Genomic DNA, 13,933 nt, shown 5'->3' on the forward strand with positions numbered 1-13,933 from the left:
CATCAGGCCATGTGGCCTCGCCAGGCATTGCGGTAAGAAGCGAGACCGGGAATGTCGTGTGGCGTGAAATGGCGCTCGCGACCGGCAAGCGGCTTGATGCCGGTGAGCAGGGCCGCACCGGCGCTGGTGCCCGTGGACCCTTCTACCGCCGTTACTTCGGTCTCTGCAAAGCCGGCGAGCGCCTTCAGATAAAGGGTGTTGCTGGCGAAGGGGCCTTCCACAAGGATCGGACCTTTCCGCCCGATGAGCGAGAGGCTGCAGTCGGTCATCAGCGCCAGATAAAGCGACGTCGCTGCGTGCCGTTCCGCCGCCGTGGCATTTTCATCGCCAATCCAGCGCGCCGCCTTGTCCGGAAAGGGGCCGGAGCCGCTGACGACGCTCGGCAGCAGCATCATGCCGCTGGCAACCACGCCGCCGAGAGCCGCTTCTATCGCTTCGTCTTCCGCTGTCCCGAATTGCTGCGCCAGCATTTCATACTCCCTGCCGCCCATGAAGCGCGACGAGGGAACGGGACGGCCGAAAGCATCGACATTCAGGAGTGTGTCACGGGTGGGATCGAGTGCGCCCGTCGCGCCGCCGATGGCGAAATTCACCACCCAGGTGCCGGTGGAGACGACCGAAAAATCACCGTCCCGGCGCAGAAGATGCGGCAGGAGCGATGCGTTGGAATCGTGGATGCCACAATAGACCGGCATATGCGGTGAAAGACCGGTTTCCAGCGCCAGCGACGGGCGAATTGTTCCCAACACATCGAAAGCGGAGCGAACCGGCGCCATCAATTGTTCGATACCGAGACGCGCGACGAGCGAGGAGAAACTTTTCCGCCGTGGGTTCCAGAGATCGGTATGACAGCCGAGCGAGGTCGTTTCCGTGGCCTGAATGCCCGTCAGCCGTCCCGCCCAATATTGCGCATAGGTGACGATGCTGCGAACTCTGGAGAAGTCGTCCGGAAAGGCCGTTTTCTGGAAATGGATTTGCGCGCCAAGGTTCAGCCCGACGGGAAGCTGCGGTGAGCCGGTCTCGGCAAAATCGGGCCTGATGCCGCGATAGGCTGCCTCAATGGCTGTGGGATAGCCGTGTTCATAATCGAGCACCGGCATGGCGAGATCGCCATTTCCATTGAGAAGTGCTGCCGAAGCGCCATGGGTGGTGATGGAAATCGCATCGAAACCGGGCTTCTGGCCGAAACGCTGAAGCGCGGAGAGAATGAAGCGCCAGAGCATTTCCACATCGTAATGCGGATAAATTCCGTCGCGAAGGACGGGGTTCGCCTGTTTCTCAGCGGCAATCTCCTCGCCGCTGCCGGTGTCGATGACGACGACCTTGGCATTGGTCTTGCCGATATCGATGACCGCGACGCGGCCCGGTCTGATACTCTCGCTCATGGCAGATGGAACACCGTCACCAGATCTTTTGCGACCGGCGAATGATCGGGATTGCTCTCCATGATGTCGGCCATATGCGCCCACCACTTCTTCATCACGGGGTGGTCGGGCAGCGCCGCCATGCCGTGGTTCTTGGGGCGCGTCAGCAAGCCGAACAGGATGTTGGTTTCCGGGTCGAGATGGATGGAGTAATCGCTCACACCCGCCTCATGCAGCAGCGTCACCAGTTCCGGCCATATCTCGTCATGGCGTTTTTTATATTCCGCCTGCTTGCCGGGAAAGAGCTTCATCTTGAAGGCGTGTTTTTCAAGTTCAGGCATGGCTTAACTTCTCATGGCGCGAAGGCGGCGGACGACGATGGGGATGGCGATGGTGACGATCAAAAGCAGGCCGACGAAGATCGACATGACGATACCAGGCACGTTCAGCAGCCCAAGACCAAAGGTGACAAGGCCCATGACGAAGGCAGCGATGACGACGCCGGCAATGGTGCCCGAGCCACCGAGAATGGAGACACCGCCCAGCACCACCATGGTCACCACTTCAAGCTCCCACCCTTGAGCGATGGACGGGCGTGTAGAGCCCAACCGCGAGGTGAGGCAGACGGCGGCGATGCCGCTCATCAGGCCGGTGAGCAGGAAGAGGATGAACTTCACCCGCTCGACGGGAATGCCGGAGAAGCGGGCGGCGAAGGGATTGGTGCCGATGACATAGACCTGCCGGCCGAAATTGGTGGCGTGCAGCAGAATGGCGAAGAGGACGGCCATGACGATGAACAGCACGAATTCGAAGGATATGACGGAGATCACGTAACCCTGGCCGAAATAGGCGAAGTCGGCCGGATATTTGCCATAGGCCTGATCGCCCAGCACCATATAGGAGATGCCGCGAAACAGGCTCATGGTGCCGATGGTGACGACGATGGACGGCAGTTTCAGCCCGGCGACCAGAAAGCCGTTGAAAGCACCGCATAAAAGCCCGGTGCCGATGCCGATGGCGACGAGGCCGGGCGTGCCGACGCCCATCTGCACCGCCGCACCCATGGCGGTTGAGGCAAGCGCGATGATGGCGGCGACGGATAGATCGATTTCACCGGCAATGATCAGCAGCGCCATGGCAAAGGCGATGATCGCCTTTTCGGTGAAGTTGAAGGTTGCGTCGGAGAGGTTCCAGGCATTGAGGAAATAGGGTGAGGCGAGCGAATTGGCGATGAAGATCAGGATCGCAACGCCAAGCAGCAGCACTTCCCAGCTGGCCATGACACGGCGCAGCGGCGTACCGAGCTTGTCCGGGATGATGCGGGGTGTCTGTGTCGGTTGCGAGGTCATGCTGCGGCCTCCTTGGCCTGATCGCTTGCCGCCCGGTCGCGCAGGATGATGCGGCCTTTTCGAGCTTCGGCGCGGGCGTTGAAGACGACGGCAAGCACGATCACCACGCCTGATATCGCCATCTGCGCGAAGGGCGAGATGCCGATGACCGGGAGCGCGTTCTTGATGACACCGAGGAACAGCGCGCCAAGCACGGCGCCGGCCACTGAGCCGATGCCGCCGGCAATCGAGATGCCGCCAATCACATTGGCCGCCACGCTGTCCAGTTCGAAACCGGCGGCGATATCGACATAGGCAACGGCATAACGCGAGACCCAGAGATAGCTGGCGAGACCGGCCAGAGCGCCTGACAGCACGAAGGCGAAGAAGCGCGTGCGGCCGACATCGATGCCCGCATAAACGGCTGCACTCGGATTACCGCCCGATGCATAGGCCGAACGGCCGAAGGAGGTGCGGCTGAGCACCAGCCAGGCCCCGGCGATGATGAGGATCGCCACCCATGAAAGAACCGGCATGCCGAGGATCACGGTGCGCGGTACATTGAGGAAGGTCGGCGAAAGCTGATGCGCATTCACCCAGCCGCCGCCCGACAGCACGAAGGCCATGCCGCGATAGATGGTGAGCGTGCCGAGCGTGACGACGATGGGCGGAATGCCGAGCCACCAGACCAGTACGCCGTTGAGCGAGCCGAGAAACGCACCGATGCCGACCGCCATGACGATGAGAAGCGGCAGGGGAATGCCGGGAAAGGCGGCATTGGTCATGGCCACGGCCATGCCGGTAAAGGCGAGATTGGCGGCAACCGAAAGATCGATGGATTTGGTGAGAATGACCGCCATCTGGCCAAGCGCCAGAATGATGAGGATGGAGGTATCGTTGAAGATATTGACCAGATTGGCCGGCCGGCTGAAACCGGGCGCGCGCAGCGCAAAACCGGCGATCATGATGACGATGATGCCCGCCAGCAGCCATTCGCGATTTTTGAGGAAACGTTGCATGGTTTTGCCCCTCTCAGGCATTGCCGGTGGCGGCGCGCACCAGCTTTTCCGGAGAAAAATCGGCGCGTTCGAACAGGCCAGCCATCAGGCCTTCGCGCATGACGATGGCACGGTCGGACATGCCGAGGATTTCGGGAAGTTCGGATGAAATCATGATGATGGAAAGCCCTTCCGCCGCAAGCTCGCTGATGAAGCCATGCACGGCGGCCTTGGAGCCGATATCGATGCCCTTGGTGGGCTCGTCGAGAATGATGACCTTCGGCTGGGTGGCGAGCCACTTGCCGATTACCACCTTCTGCTGGTTGCCACCCGAAAGCGTGCCAACAGGCACGGAGAGTGCGGCCGCACGTAGATCGAGACGGGACGCGTATTTGCGTGCCAGCGCGAATTCGTTGGCGGCGGCGAGAAACCCCTTGCGCGAGGTGCGCGTGAGCGAAGGCAGCGACATGTTCTGATAGATCGGCATGTCCAGCGCCAGCCCATGGCGGCCGCGCTCTTCCGGCACATAAACGATGCCGGCGCGGATCGCATCCTCCGGCGAACGAATGGTGAGCGGCTGGCCGTTCAGTGTCACCTCACCAGAGGCCGGCCGGGTGATGCCGAACAGCGACTGGCAGAGTTCGGAGCGCCCCGCACCGATCAGCCCGTAAAGGCCGAGAATCTCGCCCTTGCGCAGCTCGAGCGAAATATCGCGGAATTCCGTCTGGTGCGAGTAATCGCGAACCGACAACACAGTTGGCCCCAGCGTGACGGCCTGCTTGGGGAAGGCGTTCGTCACGTCGCGACCGACCATCAGGCGCACGATCTCATCCTGTGGCGTGGTGGCGAGTGCGCCGGCTCCGACCATTTTCCCGTCGCGGAACACGGCGTAATTCTCCGCGATTTCATAGACTTCATCGAACTTGTGGCTGATGAAGAGGATCGCCTTGCCCTGCCGTTTGAGGTTCTCGACGATGCGGAAGAGATCATCGATCTCCTTGCGGGAAAGCGCAGCCGTCGGTTCGTCCATGATGACGATGCGCGCCTCGACCGACAACGCACGGGCGATAGCCACCAGATGGCGCTGGGCAATCGACAGGTCTTTCAACCGGATGGTAGGATCGATGGTGCTTTCCAGCTGTTCCAGCAGAACCCTGGCGCGCTCATTGATGGTCTTCCAGTCGATCAGGCCGAAACGGCCTTTTGGCGCATGGCCGAGGAAGATGTTTTCGCCGACCGAAAGTTCGTCGAAGAGCACGGTTTCCTGATGAATGGCGGTGACACCGGCATCGATGGCATCTTGCGCACCGGGAAAGGTCACAGCCTTGCCATCCAGCAGGATTTCGCCTTCGTTCGGGCGGTAGATGCCGGTGAGGATTTTGACGAGCGTGGATTTGCCCGCGCCGTTCTCACCGATCAGCGCGGTGACCTTGCCGGGATAAAGCGCAATATCGACGCCATCCAGCGCCTTCACGCCGGGGAATATCTGGCTGATGCCGCGCATTTCGAGAATGGGCGTAGCGCTGGAAGTCGCTGGGATGTCTATGGTTTGGGTTTCAGCACGCATCATTCCGTCTTACCGGTCAGTTTTGATTGAAGCGGCGAGGGGCACCCCCCTCTGCCCTGCCGGGCATCTCCCCCTCAAGGGGGGAGATCGGCAAGCGGATAGCACCCTGCCTTATGGATCGAGCGGGTGCGGCATATCGATCTCTCCCCTTGAGGGGGAGATGCCCGGCAGGGCAGAGGGGGGTAGCCTCCGCACCGCCGGATATTATCAAGATCAGAAAATCTTCGAGAACTGATCGATATTCTTCGCGTCATAGATGAACGGATCAGCCATCGCCGCTTCGCTGTTTTCGCCAACCTTGATCTTGCCCATGCGGCCCGCTTCGATTTCCGAGCCCGGCTTGCCATCGGCTTCGCCCTTCACAAGGCGATAGGCGATCTGTGTGGCGGAATAACCGAGATCGATCGGGTTCCAGATGGCGAATTCCTTGGTGGCACCTGATTTGATGGCGCCGGCCATTTCCGACGGCAGGCCAAGGCCGGTCACATAGACCTGACCGATCTTGCCCGCATCCTTCACGGCCTGAGAGGCAGCGAGAACGCCAACTGTCGTCGGCGCTACGATGACCTTCACATTCGGCTGCGAGGAGAGCAGGCCCTGCGCTTCGCGGTAGCTCTTGTCGGCAAGGTCATCGCCGTAAACGGTCGTGACGAGGTTGAGGCCGGGGAAGTCCTTCAGCTGCTTCTTCATCTCGTCGATCCAGATATTCTGGTTCGTGGAGGTGGTGGTCGCCGAAAGAATGGCGAAGTCGCCCTTGCCGCCTTCCAGATGCGATGCGGCGAGCTGCAGGCACATCTTGCCGATCAGCGCATTGGAAGAGGGGTTGAGCTGGAGAATGCGGCCCTCGGGCGCCACGCCGGAATCCCAGGAAATGACCTTGATGCCGCGCTGTGCCGCCTTTTTCAGCGCCGGAACAACGGCGTCGGGGTCGTTGGCGGAAATGGCGATGGCATCGACGCCCTGCGCGATCAGCGAATTGATGACTTCGATCTGGCCTTCCGCCGTGGTGCTGGTCGGGCCGGTATAGATGATCTCGACGCCGCCGAGATCCTTTGCGGCTTCCTGCGCGCCCTTGTTGGCGGCTTCGAAAAAGCCGTTGCCGAGTGACTTGACCACCAGCGCTATCTTGACGTCTGCCGCTTGGGCAACGCTGCCAAGCCCCGTGACGGAGAGCGCCGCGCTGAGTGCCAGAACGCTGGTCAATGTTCTGCGTGTAAGTTTCATGTCCCTTTTCCTCCCGTTTTGAACCTTGTTTTTCCCTTCAGCGCTCCTCAAGCGACTGAAGAAGAATTCTCCTCATCCGGCGGACCGGCGGTTTTTCCCGCTGCCACTGCGCCGGCGATCAGCAATTCGACGCCGGCATCTTCCACCATCCTTGCCGCTTCGTCCGAAATCCCGTCATCGGTGATGATGGTCGTGACATTTTCGAGCGGGCATAAAATCAGGCTGGATCGTTTTCTGAATTTCGAGGAATCGACCATTACGATCAGTTCTTCGGCCTGCCGCATCAGCTTCTGTTCGCTCTGGATGACCAGCGCGTCGGACTCCATGATGCCGAGCGCGCCCACGCCCTGCGCGCCGAGAAAAATCCGTCGCGCATAAAAATTGCGGATCGCGTCGTTCTCGAAAGGCGACAGGATAAGGCTCTGATCGCGATAGATCGCGCCGCCCGGCACGCTGACACTGCATTTGGAATGCTTGACCAGATGCTCGGCAATCGCGAAGGAATTGGTCATCACCTGCAGGCGGCGTGCCGCCATGTAATGCACCATCTGGAATGTCGTGGTGCCGCCATTCAGGATGATCGCGTCGCCATCATTGCAGAGATCGACCGCCTTGCGCGCAATTGCGCGTTTCTTGTCGATATTGACCGATTCGGATACGCGGAAGGGACGTGCGGCGAGATTGCCGAGCTGCGGCGGATGCACCGCTTCCGCTCCGCCGCGCACGCGCCGCAACTTGCCCTGAACATGCAGAGACGCGATATCCCGGCGGATCGTCGCTTCCGACGCATCCGTGAGTTCAGCAATATCCTGCACCGTCACGACAGCTTTTTCCTGCGTGGCGCTCAAGATGATGCGATGGCGTTCGCGTTCGTGCATGGGGTCCTCCTGACCGTGATTATTCGCAATCTCTTTACGTTGTCAATCAAGAACGATCAAATTAATCAATATCGCGCTGCAACATGAAAATTTATGATCGTTTTTGATTGACATTGTGCTTTTGGATGCGCGATATCTGCCATCAAAGGAGGCGGGCCGATATCGGCTCCGCGAATGCAGAAAGATATTGGGAGGAAGACATGACGGGAACATCCCGCCTTCTCGAAAGCCGTTGGGACGACGCTTACGCCAGGACGCTCGATGAGCCCGGCAAGCTGCTTTATCGCTCCAATCTGCTGGGTGCGGACAAGCGCATCACCAATTACGGCGGCGGCAATACCTCCGCGAAGGTGTTGGAAACCGATCCGCTAACCGGCGAGAAGGTCCGCGTCATGTGGGTCAAAGGCTCCGGCGGTGATGTCGGCACCATCAAACTCGATGGTTTTGCGACGCTTTATCTCGATAAGCTGGAAGCGCTGAAGGGCATTTATAAGGGTGTTACAGATGAGGACCGCATGGTCGGCTTCCTGCCGCATTGCACCTTCAACCTTAACCCGCGCGCGGCTTCCATCGATACGCCGCTGCACGGTTTCGTGCCTTATGATCATGTCGATCACATGCATCCGGATGCGATTATTGCGATTGCCGCCTCGAAGAATTCGAAGGAGTTGACGCAGCAGATTTTCGGTGACGATATCGGCTGGCTGCCCTGGCGTCGTCCGGGTTTCCAGCTCGGTCTTGATCTCGAAGCTTTCGTCAAGGCCAACCCGAAGGCCAAGGGCGTCGTGCTGGAAAGTCACGGCCTGTTCACCTGGGATAATGACGCCAAGGCATGTTACGAACTGACGCTCGCCATCATCAACAAGGCCATCGAATGGTTTGCGGGAAAGACCGAAGGCAAGACGATTTTTGGCGGCGCGGTGGCGAAGAGCCTGCCCCTTGCCGAACGCCGCGCCATCGCCGCCCGGTTGATGCCGGAAATCCGTGGCCGCATCGGCCGTGAGGAACGCAAGCTCGGCCATTTCGACGATCAGGACGCGGTTCTCGAATTCGTCAACTCGAAAGACCTGAAGCCGCTTGGGAACCTCGGCACATCCTGCCCGGATCACTTCCTGCGCACGAAAATCCGCCCGCTCATCCTTGATCTCGATACGGCGAAGCCGGATGTGGACGCGCTGACGGCGGGTCTCGACAAGGCGCTTGAAGCTTACCGCGCCGATTATACCCGCTACTACGAAGCCTGCCGCCACGACAATTCGCCGAAGATGCGCGATCCGAACCCGGTGATTTTCCTGATCCCCGGCGTTGGCATGTTGTCCTTCGCCAACGACAAGGCGACGGCGCGCATTGCCGGCGAATTTTACGTCAACGCCATCAACGTCATGCGTGGTGCTTCCACCGTGTCCGAATATCAGGGCCTTCCCGAACAGGAGGCCTTCGATATCGAATATTGGTTGCTGGAAGAAGCAAAGCTTCAGCGCATGCCGAAGCCGAAGAGCCTTGCCGGCCGCGTGGCATTTGTCACCGGCGGTGCTGGCGGTATCGGTCGGGCAACGGCGGAAAGGCTGGCGGGCGAGGGCGCCTGCGTTGTGCTGGCCGATATCGACGAGGCGGCGCTGGAGGCTGCCAAGGGCGATTTCGTCAAGCGCTACAGCGCTGACGCGGTGCGCAGCGTGAAGCTGGATGTGACGAAAGAGGATGCCGTCATTGCGGCCTTCGCGGAAGCGAGCGTGGAATTCGGCGGCGTGGATATTCTCGTTTCCAATGCCGGTATCGCTTCCTCCGCACCCGTGGAAGATACGACGCTTGCCATGTGGAACAAGAATATCGACATTCTCGCCACGGGTTATTTCCTCGTTTCGCGGGAAGCATTCCGGCTGCTGCGGCGTCAGAATCTCGGCGGTAATGTGGTGTTCGTTGCATCCAAGAATGGCCTTGCTTCCTCGCCCAATGCGTCCGCCTATTGCACGGCGAAAGCTGCGGAAATTCATCTCGCCCGTTGCCTTGCGCTCGAAGGCGCGGAAGCGGGCATTCGCGTCAACACCGTCAATCCCGATGCCGTGTTGCGTGGTTCGAAAATCTGGAATGGTGAGTGGCGTGAGCAGCGCGCGGCTTCATCCAAGATCGAGGTGACAGATCTGGAGGAACATTATCGCAAACGCTCAATGCTGAAGCTCAACGTCTTCCCGGAAGACATCGCCGAGGCGATCTATTTCCTGGCCTCCGACGCTTCCGCCAAGTCCACCGGCAACATCATCAATGTTGATGCCGGTAACGCGCAGAGTTTTACGCGATAAGGCGTTTGGCCCGTTCTTATTTCCGTCATTCCGGCCTTGAGCCGGAATCCAGCCAGCCCAAGTCCTTGGGCTGAAGGAACTTATCCCGCCGCGCAGACGCGCGTCGACTGGATACCGGCTCAAGGCCGGTATGACGGAGATGAGGTCGATAAGCTAAGCATGCACTGGACCGATTCCCGGGAGGAAAAGATGACCGAGACGAAAATCGCCGCCGATGTGATCGCGGCTGAAAACGAAAAGCGCGCCGGCGCACAGAAAGACGACTATCAGGCGCTGGGCAACCAGCTCGCCCGCCGCAATATCGATATTGAGGCAGTCACGGCCAGGGTGGCGGAGTTTTTCGTCGCCGTGCCGTCCTGGGGCGTCGGCACGGGCGGCACGCGCTTTGCCCGTTTTCCCGGCACGGGGGAGCCGCGCGGCATTTTCGACAAGCTCGATGATTGCGCCGTCATCAACCAGCTGACGCGCGCTACACCAAACGTCTCCCTGCATATTCCGTGGGACAAGGAAGACCCGAAGCGATTGAAAGCCCATGCCGATGCGCTGGGTCTCGGCTTCGACGCCATGAACTCCAATACGTTTTCGGATGCGCCCGGTCAGAGCCATTCCTACAAATACGGCTCCCTCAGCCACACCGATGCCGCCACGCGCCGGCAGGCCGTGGAACACAACATCGAATGTATCGAGATCGGCAACGCCATCGGCTCCAAGGCGCTGACGGTGTGGGTGGGCGACGGCTCGAACTTCCCCGGCCAGAGCAATTTCACCAGAAGCTTCGAGCGCTATCTTGCCGGCATGGCCGATATCTACAAGGCGCTGCCGGATGACTGGCGCATTTTCTCCGAACACAAGATGTATGAGCCAGCCTTCTATTCCACCGTCGTGCAGGACTGGGGTACCAATTACCTCATCGCCAATACGCTCGGCGAAAAGGCCTTCTGCCTCGTCGACCTCGGCCACCATGCGCCGAACACCAATATCGAAATGATCGTCGCCCGGCTTATCCAATTCGGCAAGCTCGGCGGTTTCCACTTCAACGACAGCAAATATGGCGATGACGATCTGGATGCCGGTTCAATCGAGCCATACCGCCTGTTCCTCGTTTTCAACGAGCTGGTGGATGCCGAACATCGCGGCGTGAAGGGTTTCCATCCTGCCCATATGATCGACCAGTCGCACAATGTGACGGATCCGATAGAAAGCCTGATCTCCAGCGCCAATGAAATCCGCCGCGCCTATGCGCAGGCGCTGCTGGTGGATCGCGCGGCTCTCGACGGTTACCAGCAGGACAATGATGCCCTGATGGCTTCCGATATGCTGAAGCGGGCCTATCGCACCGATGTCGAACCGATTCTTGCGCAGGCCCGGCAATTGGCGGGCGGCGCTATCGATCCGGTGGCGACTTATCGTGCGAGCGGCTATCGCAAGCAGGTGGCGGCGAAGCGCCCGGCTTCGGTTGGCGGCAGCGGCGGCATTGTATAGGGGCGTTGTTTTTTGGGGGACGTCCCCCACACCCGTCACCCCGGACTTGATCCGGGGTCCAGTGCGATCAAGTCATTGATCGCGCAAGAGTCTTTCACGGCGCAGACGCGCCGTGGCTGGATGCCGGAGCGAGTCCGGCATGACGGAAATAGTGTCACTTCCCCGAAGGCGATTGCCGGCGCACTTGAAATGTATGTTCCGGCCCGGGAAACGCCCCCGAGCGAACTTCATCGGCATAGGCTGCCGCTGCTTCGGAGACCGTTGGGCCAAGATCGGCGAACCGCTTGACGAATTTTGGTTTGAAATCGGTGAAGAGGCCGAGCATGTCGTCGGAAACGAGCACCTGCCCGTCGCAGGCCGGCGATGCGCCGATGCCAACCGTGGGCGCGGCGAGTTTTTCGGTCAGTTCGCGCGCAAGCGGCTCGACGGTGCCTTCCACGACGATGGCGAAGGCGCCCGCCTGATCCACCGCAATCGCGTCGCGCCAGATTTTTTGCGTTTCCGCATCCGAATGTCCGAGCGAGCGGAAGCCGCCGGCGGTGTGAACCAGCTGCGGCATGAGCCCGACATGGCCGAACACCGGAATGCCGCGCGCCACCAGAAAAGCGATGGTCTCCGCCATTTCCTCGCCGCCTTCCAGCTTCACGCCGTCACAGCCGGTTTCCTGCATCAATCGCACGGCGTTGCGGAATGCCTGTTCCTTGGATTCCTGATAGGTGCCGAAGGGAAGATCGACGATGACGCAGGCATGTTCGACACCGCGCATTACCGCGCGGCCATGGGCGATCATCATATCCAGCGTGACGCCGACGGTGGTGTCCATGCCGTAAAGCACCATGCCGAGGGAATCGCCGACCAGGAGCAGATCGCAATGCGGATCGAGCAGGCGGGCAATCGGCGTGGTATAGGCGGTCAGGCAGACGATGCGCGCCTCGCCTTTCATCTGCCGGATGGAGGCCGTCGTCAGCCGCTTGTGTTTTCCATGGGCGCTCATTCGGCCGCCTCCCGTTGATTGATCCTGTCGCGCCCGATGACGCGGTTGTCGAGGAGCCTCGTGCTGCCGAGCCTGACGAACAGCGCCACCAGCACAGGTCCCGCCTGCAATGAAGCAACGGGGGCGAGCGTATCTGGATCGCGCACCGCGACGACTTCCGGTGAGGCCAGCGGCTCGGCGGCGATGAATTTTTCTATCGCGGCTTCGAATGCGGCGGGGTCGTCGAAGCCCTCGCCATAAAGCCGTTCCGCCTCATCAAGTGCCTGCGGCACGATCACGGCGGCGGCACGTTCCGCGTGGCTCAAATAAACGTTACGCGAGGAACAGGCGAGCCCATCCGCCTCACGCACCGTGGCGACGGGAACGACCCTGACCGGCTGGGCGAGGTCCTCGACCATGCGGCGGATCAGCGTCACCTGCTGATAATCCTTCTCTCCGAAATAGGCGGCATCCGGCTGGACGAGGTTAAAAAGCTTGGTCACGACGGTCGCAACACCGGCGAAATGCCCCGGCCGCACCGCACCTTCCAGCTGGCTTCCCAGTTCGGGCACATCCACCACGGTCTGCATCGGGCGCGGATACATCTCCGAGACTTCTGGTGCGAAAAGAATGTCGACATCAGCCTCTTCCAGCAATGCGCTGTCGCGGGCGAGATCGCGGGGGTAACGGGCCAGATCCTCATTCGCACCGAATTGCAGCGGGTTGACGAAGATCGAAACCACCGTCACGTCGTTTTCCGCCCTGGATTGGGCAACAAGCGTCAGATGGCCGATATGGAGAAAGCCCATGGTCGGCACGAAGCCGATGGTTTTGCCCGCACGGCGAAAGGCGGCGGTGGCATCCCGCAATTCGGCGACGGTTTTTACAAGCTGCATGGGTCTCCTCCGGCTTCCCCAATCGCTGCCCGGCGAAAGGTGCTGGATAGAACTCGATTTGCCGAACGGGGTCAACGGACGCATCGGGATTATATCGATTAACCCTATGACGACTTTCGAGAAAACCGGCGCCCGGACAGATGGCGGCGATCACTCCACCCAGAGCGGTTTTCTTTTTTCGGCAAAGGCCAATCGCCCCTCCCGCGCCTCGTTGCTGCCGCTGATCGTGGCGATGACGCTTTCGGCAAAGGCGAGCCGGTCGCTGGAGGGCATATCGCGCATCTTCAGCAACGCCGCTTTTCCGGCCGCGATGGCGCCCGGCGCATTCTGCCGCAACCGGGCGAGAACATCCTCCACCATGACATCGAGTTCGTCCGACGGGACAGCCCGATTGACGAGGCCAAGGCGCTCCGCATCAGCGGCGTTTATCACAGCGCCGAGATAGGCCATTTCCTGAAGCTGGCTCAGGGGTATCTTCGCCAGAAGCTTTGCCGCCACCATGGCCGGGAAAAGCCCGACACGGACTTCTGGCAGACCGAATTCGGCATGGTCGGCGGCATAGGCGAGATCGCAGGCGGCGACGAGGCCAAGCCCGCCGGCCAGAACCCGACCGTTGATGCGGGCGATGACGGGCCTGTCGCAGCCCTCGATGGCCCGCATCACATCGGCGATGGGGTTGGTTCCATCCCGCGAGAGGAACATGCCGCCGGCGCTTTCTTTCAGATCGGCCCCGGAGCAGAAGCTGCGGTCTCCCGCGGCCGTTATCACCACGGCGCGCAGGCCGCCATCACCGGATGCCGTGAGGATGGCCGTCGTCAGGGCGTCCGTCATCGCAGAATTCAAGGCATTGTGTACTTCCGGCCGGTTGAGCGTCAGCCAGAGAACGTCTTCGCGTCTTTCGCTCAGCAACTCGTGCGCCATGCGCG

12 protein-coding genes and 1 pseudogene are annotated in these 13,933 nt (G+C 60.5%); 2 read left to right on the forward strand and 11 right to left on the reverse strand.

The genetic code is table 11. From position 1 onward, the window contains the following. Positions 1–2: 2 nt before the first annotated feature. From EM858_RS02400 to EM858_RS02430, 8 genes and pseudogenes are all read right to left on the reverse strand, one after another. The gene (locus EM858_RS02400) at positions 3–1,385 is read right to left on the reverse strand and encodes an FGGY-family carbohydrate kinase (RefSeq protein ID WP_127755675.1); all 1,383 of its coding nucleotides are present in this window, start codon (positions 1,383–1,385) and stop codon (positions 3–5) included. Beyond that, positions 1,382–1,705: an L-rhamnose mutarotase gene (gene rhaM, locus EM858_RS02405; RefSeq protein WP_127755676.1), complete on the reverse strand. Its 324-nt coding sequence runs from the start codon at positions 1,703–1,705 to the stop codon at positions 1,382–1,384. Before rhaM ends, EM858_RS02400 begins: the two co-directional genes overlap by 4 nt. A gap of 3 nt (positions 1,706–1,708) precedes the next feature. Further along, complete coding sequence (locus EM858_RS02410; RefSeq protein WP_127755677.1) at positions 1,709–2,713, reverse strand: ABC transporter permease; 1,005 nt, start codon at positions 2,711–2,713, stop codon at positions 1,709–1,711. Further along, positions 2,710–3,711 carry an ABC transporter permease gene (locus EM858_RS02415; RefSeq protein WP_127755678.1) on the reverse strand — a complete coding sequence of 334 codons (1,002 nt, stop codon included), beginning with the start codon at positions 3,709–3,711 and terminating at the stop codon, positions 2,710–2,712. Before EM858_RS02415 ends, EM858_RS02410 begins: the two co-directional genes overlap by 4 nt. A gap of 13 nt (positions 3,712–3,724) precedes the next feature. Continuing rightward, positions 3,725–5,260, reverse strand: coding sequence for a sugar ABC transporter ATP-binding protein (locus EM858_RS02420; protein WP_164865275.1), 1,536 nt, complete (start codon positions 5,258–5,260; stop codon positions 3,725–3,727). A 34-nt stretch (positions 5,261–5,294) separates the two neighbouring features. Beyond that, a pseudogene (locus tag EM858_RS27675) lies at positions 5,295–5,443 on the reverse strand (riboflavin biosynthesis protein RibD); the annotation flags it as partial. 27 nt (positions 5,444–5,470) lie between these two features. Next, the gene (gene rhaS / locus EM858_RS02425) at positions 5,471–6,481 is read right to left on the reverse strand and encodes a rhamnose ABC transporter substrate-binding protein (protein WP_127755679.1); all 1,011 of its coding nucleotides are present in this window, start codon (positions 6,479–6,481) and stop codon (positions 5,471–5,473) included. A gap of 47 nt (positions 6,482–6,528) precedes the next feature. After that, the gene (locus EM858_RS02430) at positions 6,529–7,359 is read right to left on the reverse strand and encodes a DeoR/GlpR family DNA-binding transcription regulator (RefSeq protein WP_065118076.1); all 831 of its coding nucleotides are present in this window, start codon (positions 7,357–7,359) and stop codon (positions 6,529–6,531) included. Positions 7,360–7,559: 200 nt separating this feature from the next. On the opposite strand from EM858_RS02430, the gene EM858_RS02435 reads away from it, so the two are divergent. Both EM858_RS02435 and rhaI read left to right on the forward strand, forming a co-directional pair. After that, entirely contained in the window at positions 7,560–9,656 is a 2,097-nt protein-coding gene (locus EM858_RS02435; protein ID WP_127755680.1) for a bifunctional rhamnulose-1-phosphate aldolase/short-chain dehydrogenase, read from the forward strand. A 189-nt stretch (positions 9,657–9,845) separates the two neighbouring features. Beyond that, positions 9,846–11,138 carry an L-rhamnose catabolism isomerase gene (rhaI, locus tag EM858_RS02440; RefSeq protein ID WP_127755681.1) on the forward strand — a complete coding sequence of 431 codons (1,293 nt, stop codon included), beginning with the start codon at positions 9,846–9,848 and terminating at the stop codon, positions 11,136–11,138. A gap of 154 nt (positions 11,139–11,292) precedes the next feature. Here rhaI and panB read toward each other — a convergent pair whose 3' ends face one another. The 3 genes from panB to EM858_RS02455 all read right to left on the reverse strand — a co-directional run bounded on the left by panB (position 11,293) and on the right by EM858_RS02455 (position 13,928). Beyond that, positions 11,293–12,132 (reverse strand): 3-methyl-2-oxobutanoate hydroxymethyltransferase, encoded by an 840-nt coding sequence (gene panB, locus EM858_RS02445; protein ID WP_065657128.1) that lies wholly within the window; start codon positions 12,130–12,132, stop codon positions 11,293–11,295. Then, a complete protein-coding gene (gene panC / locus EM858_RS02450; RefSeq protein ID WP_127755682.1) occupies positions 12,129–13,007 on the reverse strand; it encodes a pantoate--beta-alanine ligase in 879 nt (292 codons plus the stop codon). The genes panB and panC overlap by 4 nt, the downstream gene beginning before the upstream one ends. Before the next feature lie 150 nt (positions 13,008–13,157). Then, positions 13,158–13,928 (reverse strand): enoyl-CoA hydratase-related protein, encoded by a 771-nt coding sequence (locus tag EM858_RS02455; RefSeq protein ID WP_127755683.1) that lies wholly within the window; start codon positions 13,926–13,928, stop codon positions 13,158–13,160. Positions 13,929–13,933: the final 5 nt, after the last annotated feature.

Source organism: Agrobacterium sp. CNPSo 2736, assembly GCF_004005385.1.
Taxonomy (GTDB): domain Bacteria; phylum Pseudomonadota; class Alphaproteobacteria; order Rhizobiales; family Rhizobiaceae; genus Agrobacterium; species Agrobacterium leguminum.

Bases quoted from the DNA above. Each gene is read 5' to 3' on its own strand.
- EM858_RS02400 (WP_127755675.1), bottom strand. From the start codon at position 1,385: ATGAGCGAGAGTATCAGACCGGGCCGCGTCGCGGTCATCGATATCGGC.
- rhaM (WP_127755676.1), bottom strand. From the start codon at position 1,705: ATGCCTGAACTTGAAAAACACGCCTTCAAGATGAAGCTCTTTCCCGGC.
- EM858_RS02410 (WP_127755677.1), bottom strand. From the start codon at position 2,713: ATGACCTCGCAACCGACACAGACACCCCGCATCATCCCGGACAAGCTC.
- EM858_RS02415 (WP_127755678.1), bottom strand. From the start codon at position 3,711: ATGCAACGTTTCCTCAAAAATCGCGAATGGCTGCTGGCGGGCATCATC.
- EM858_RS02420 (WP_164865275.1), bottom strand. From the start codon at position 5,260: ATGATGCGTGCTGAAACCCAAACCATAGACATCCCAGCGACTTCCAGC.
- rhaS (WP_127755679.1), bottom strand. From the start codon at position 6,481: ATGAAACTTACACGCAGAACATTGACCAGCGTTCTGGCACTCAGCGCG.
- EM858_RS02430 (WP_065118076.1), bottom strand. From the start codon at position 7,359: ATGCACGAACGCGAACGCCATCGCATCATCTTGAGCGCCACGCAGGAA.
- EM858_RS02435 (WP_127755680.1), top strand. From the start codon at position 7,560: ATGACGGGAACATCCCGCCTTCTCGAAAGCCGTTGGGACGACGCTTAC.
- rhaI (WP_127755681.1), top strand. From the start codon at position 9,846: ATGACCGAGACGAAAATCGCCGCCGATGTGATCGCGGCTGAAAACGAA.
- panB (WP_065657128.1), bottom strand. From the start codon at position 12,132: ATGAGCGCCCATGGAAAACACAAGCGGCTGACGACGGCCTCCATCCGG.
- panC (WP_127755682.1), bottom strand. From the start codon at position 13,007: ATGCAGCTTGTAAAAACCGTCGCCGAATTGCGGGATGCCACCGCCGCC.
- EM858_RS02455 (WP_127755683.1), bottom strand. From the start codon at position 13,928: ATGGCGCACGAGTTGCTGAGCGAAAGACGCGAAGACGTTCTCTGGCTG.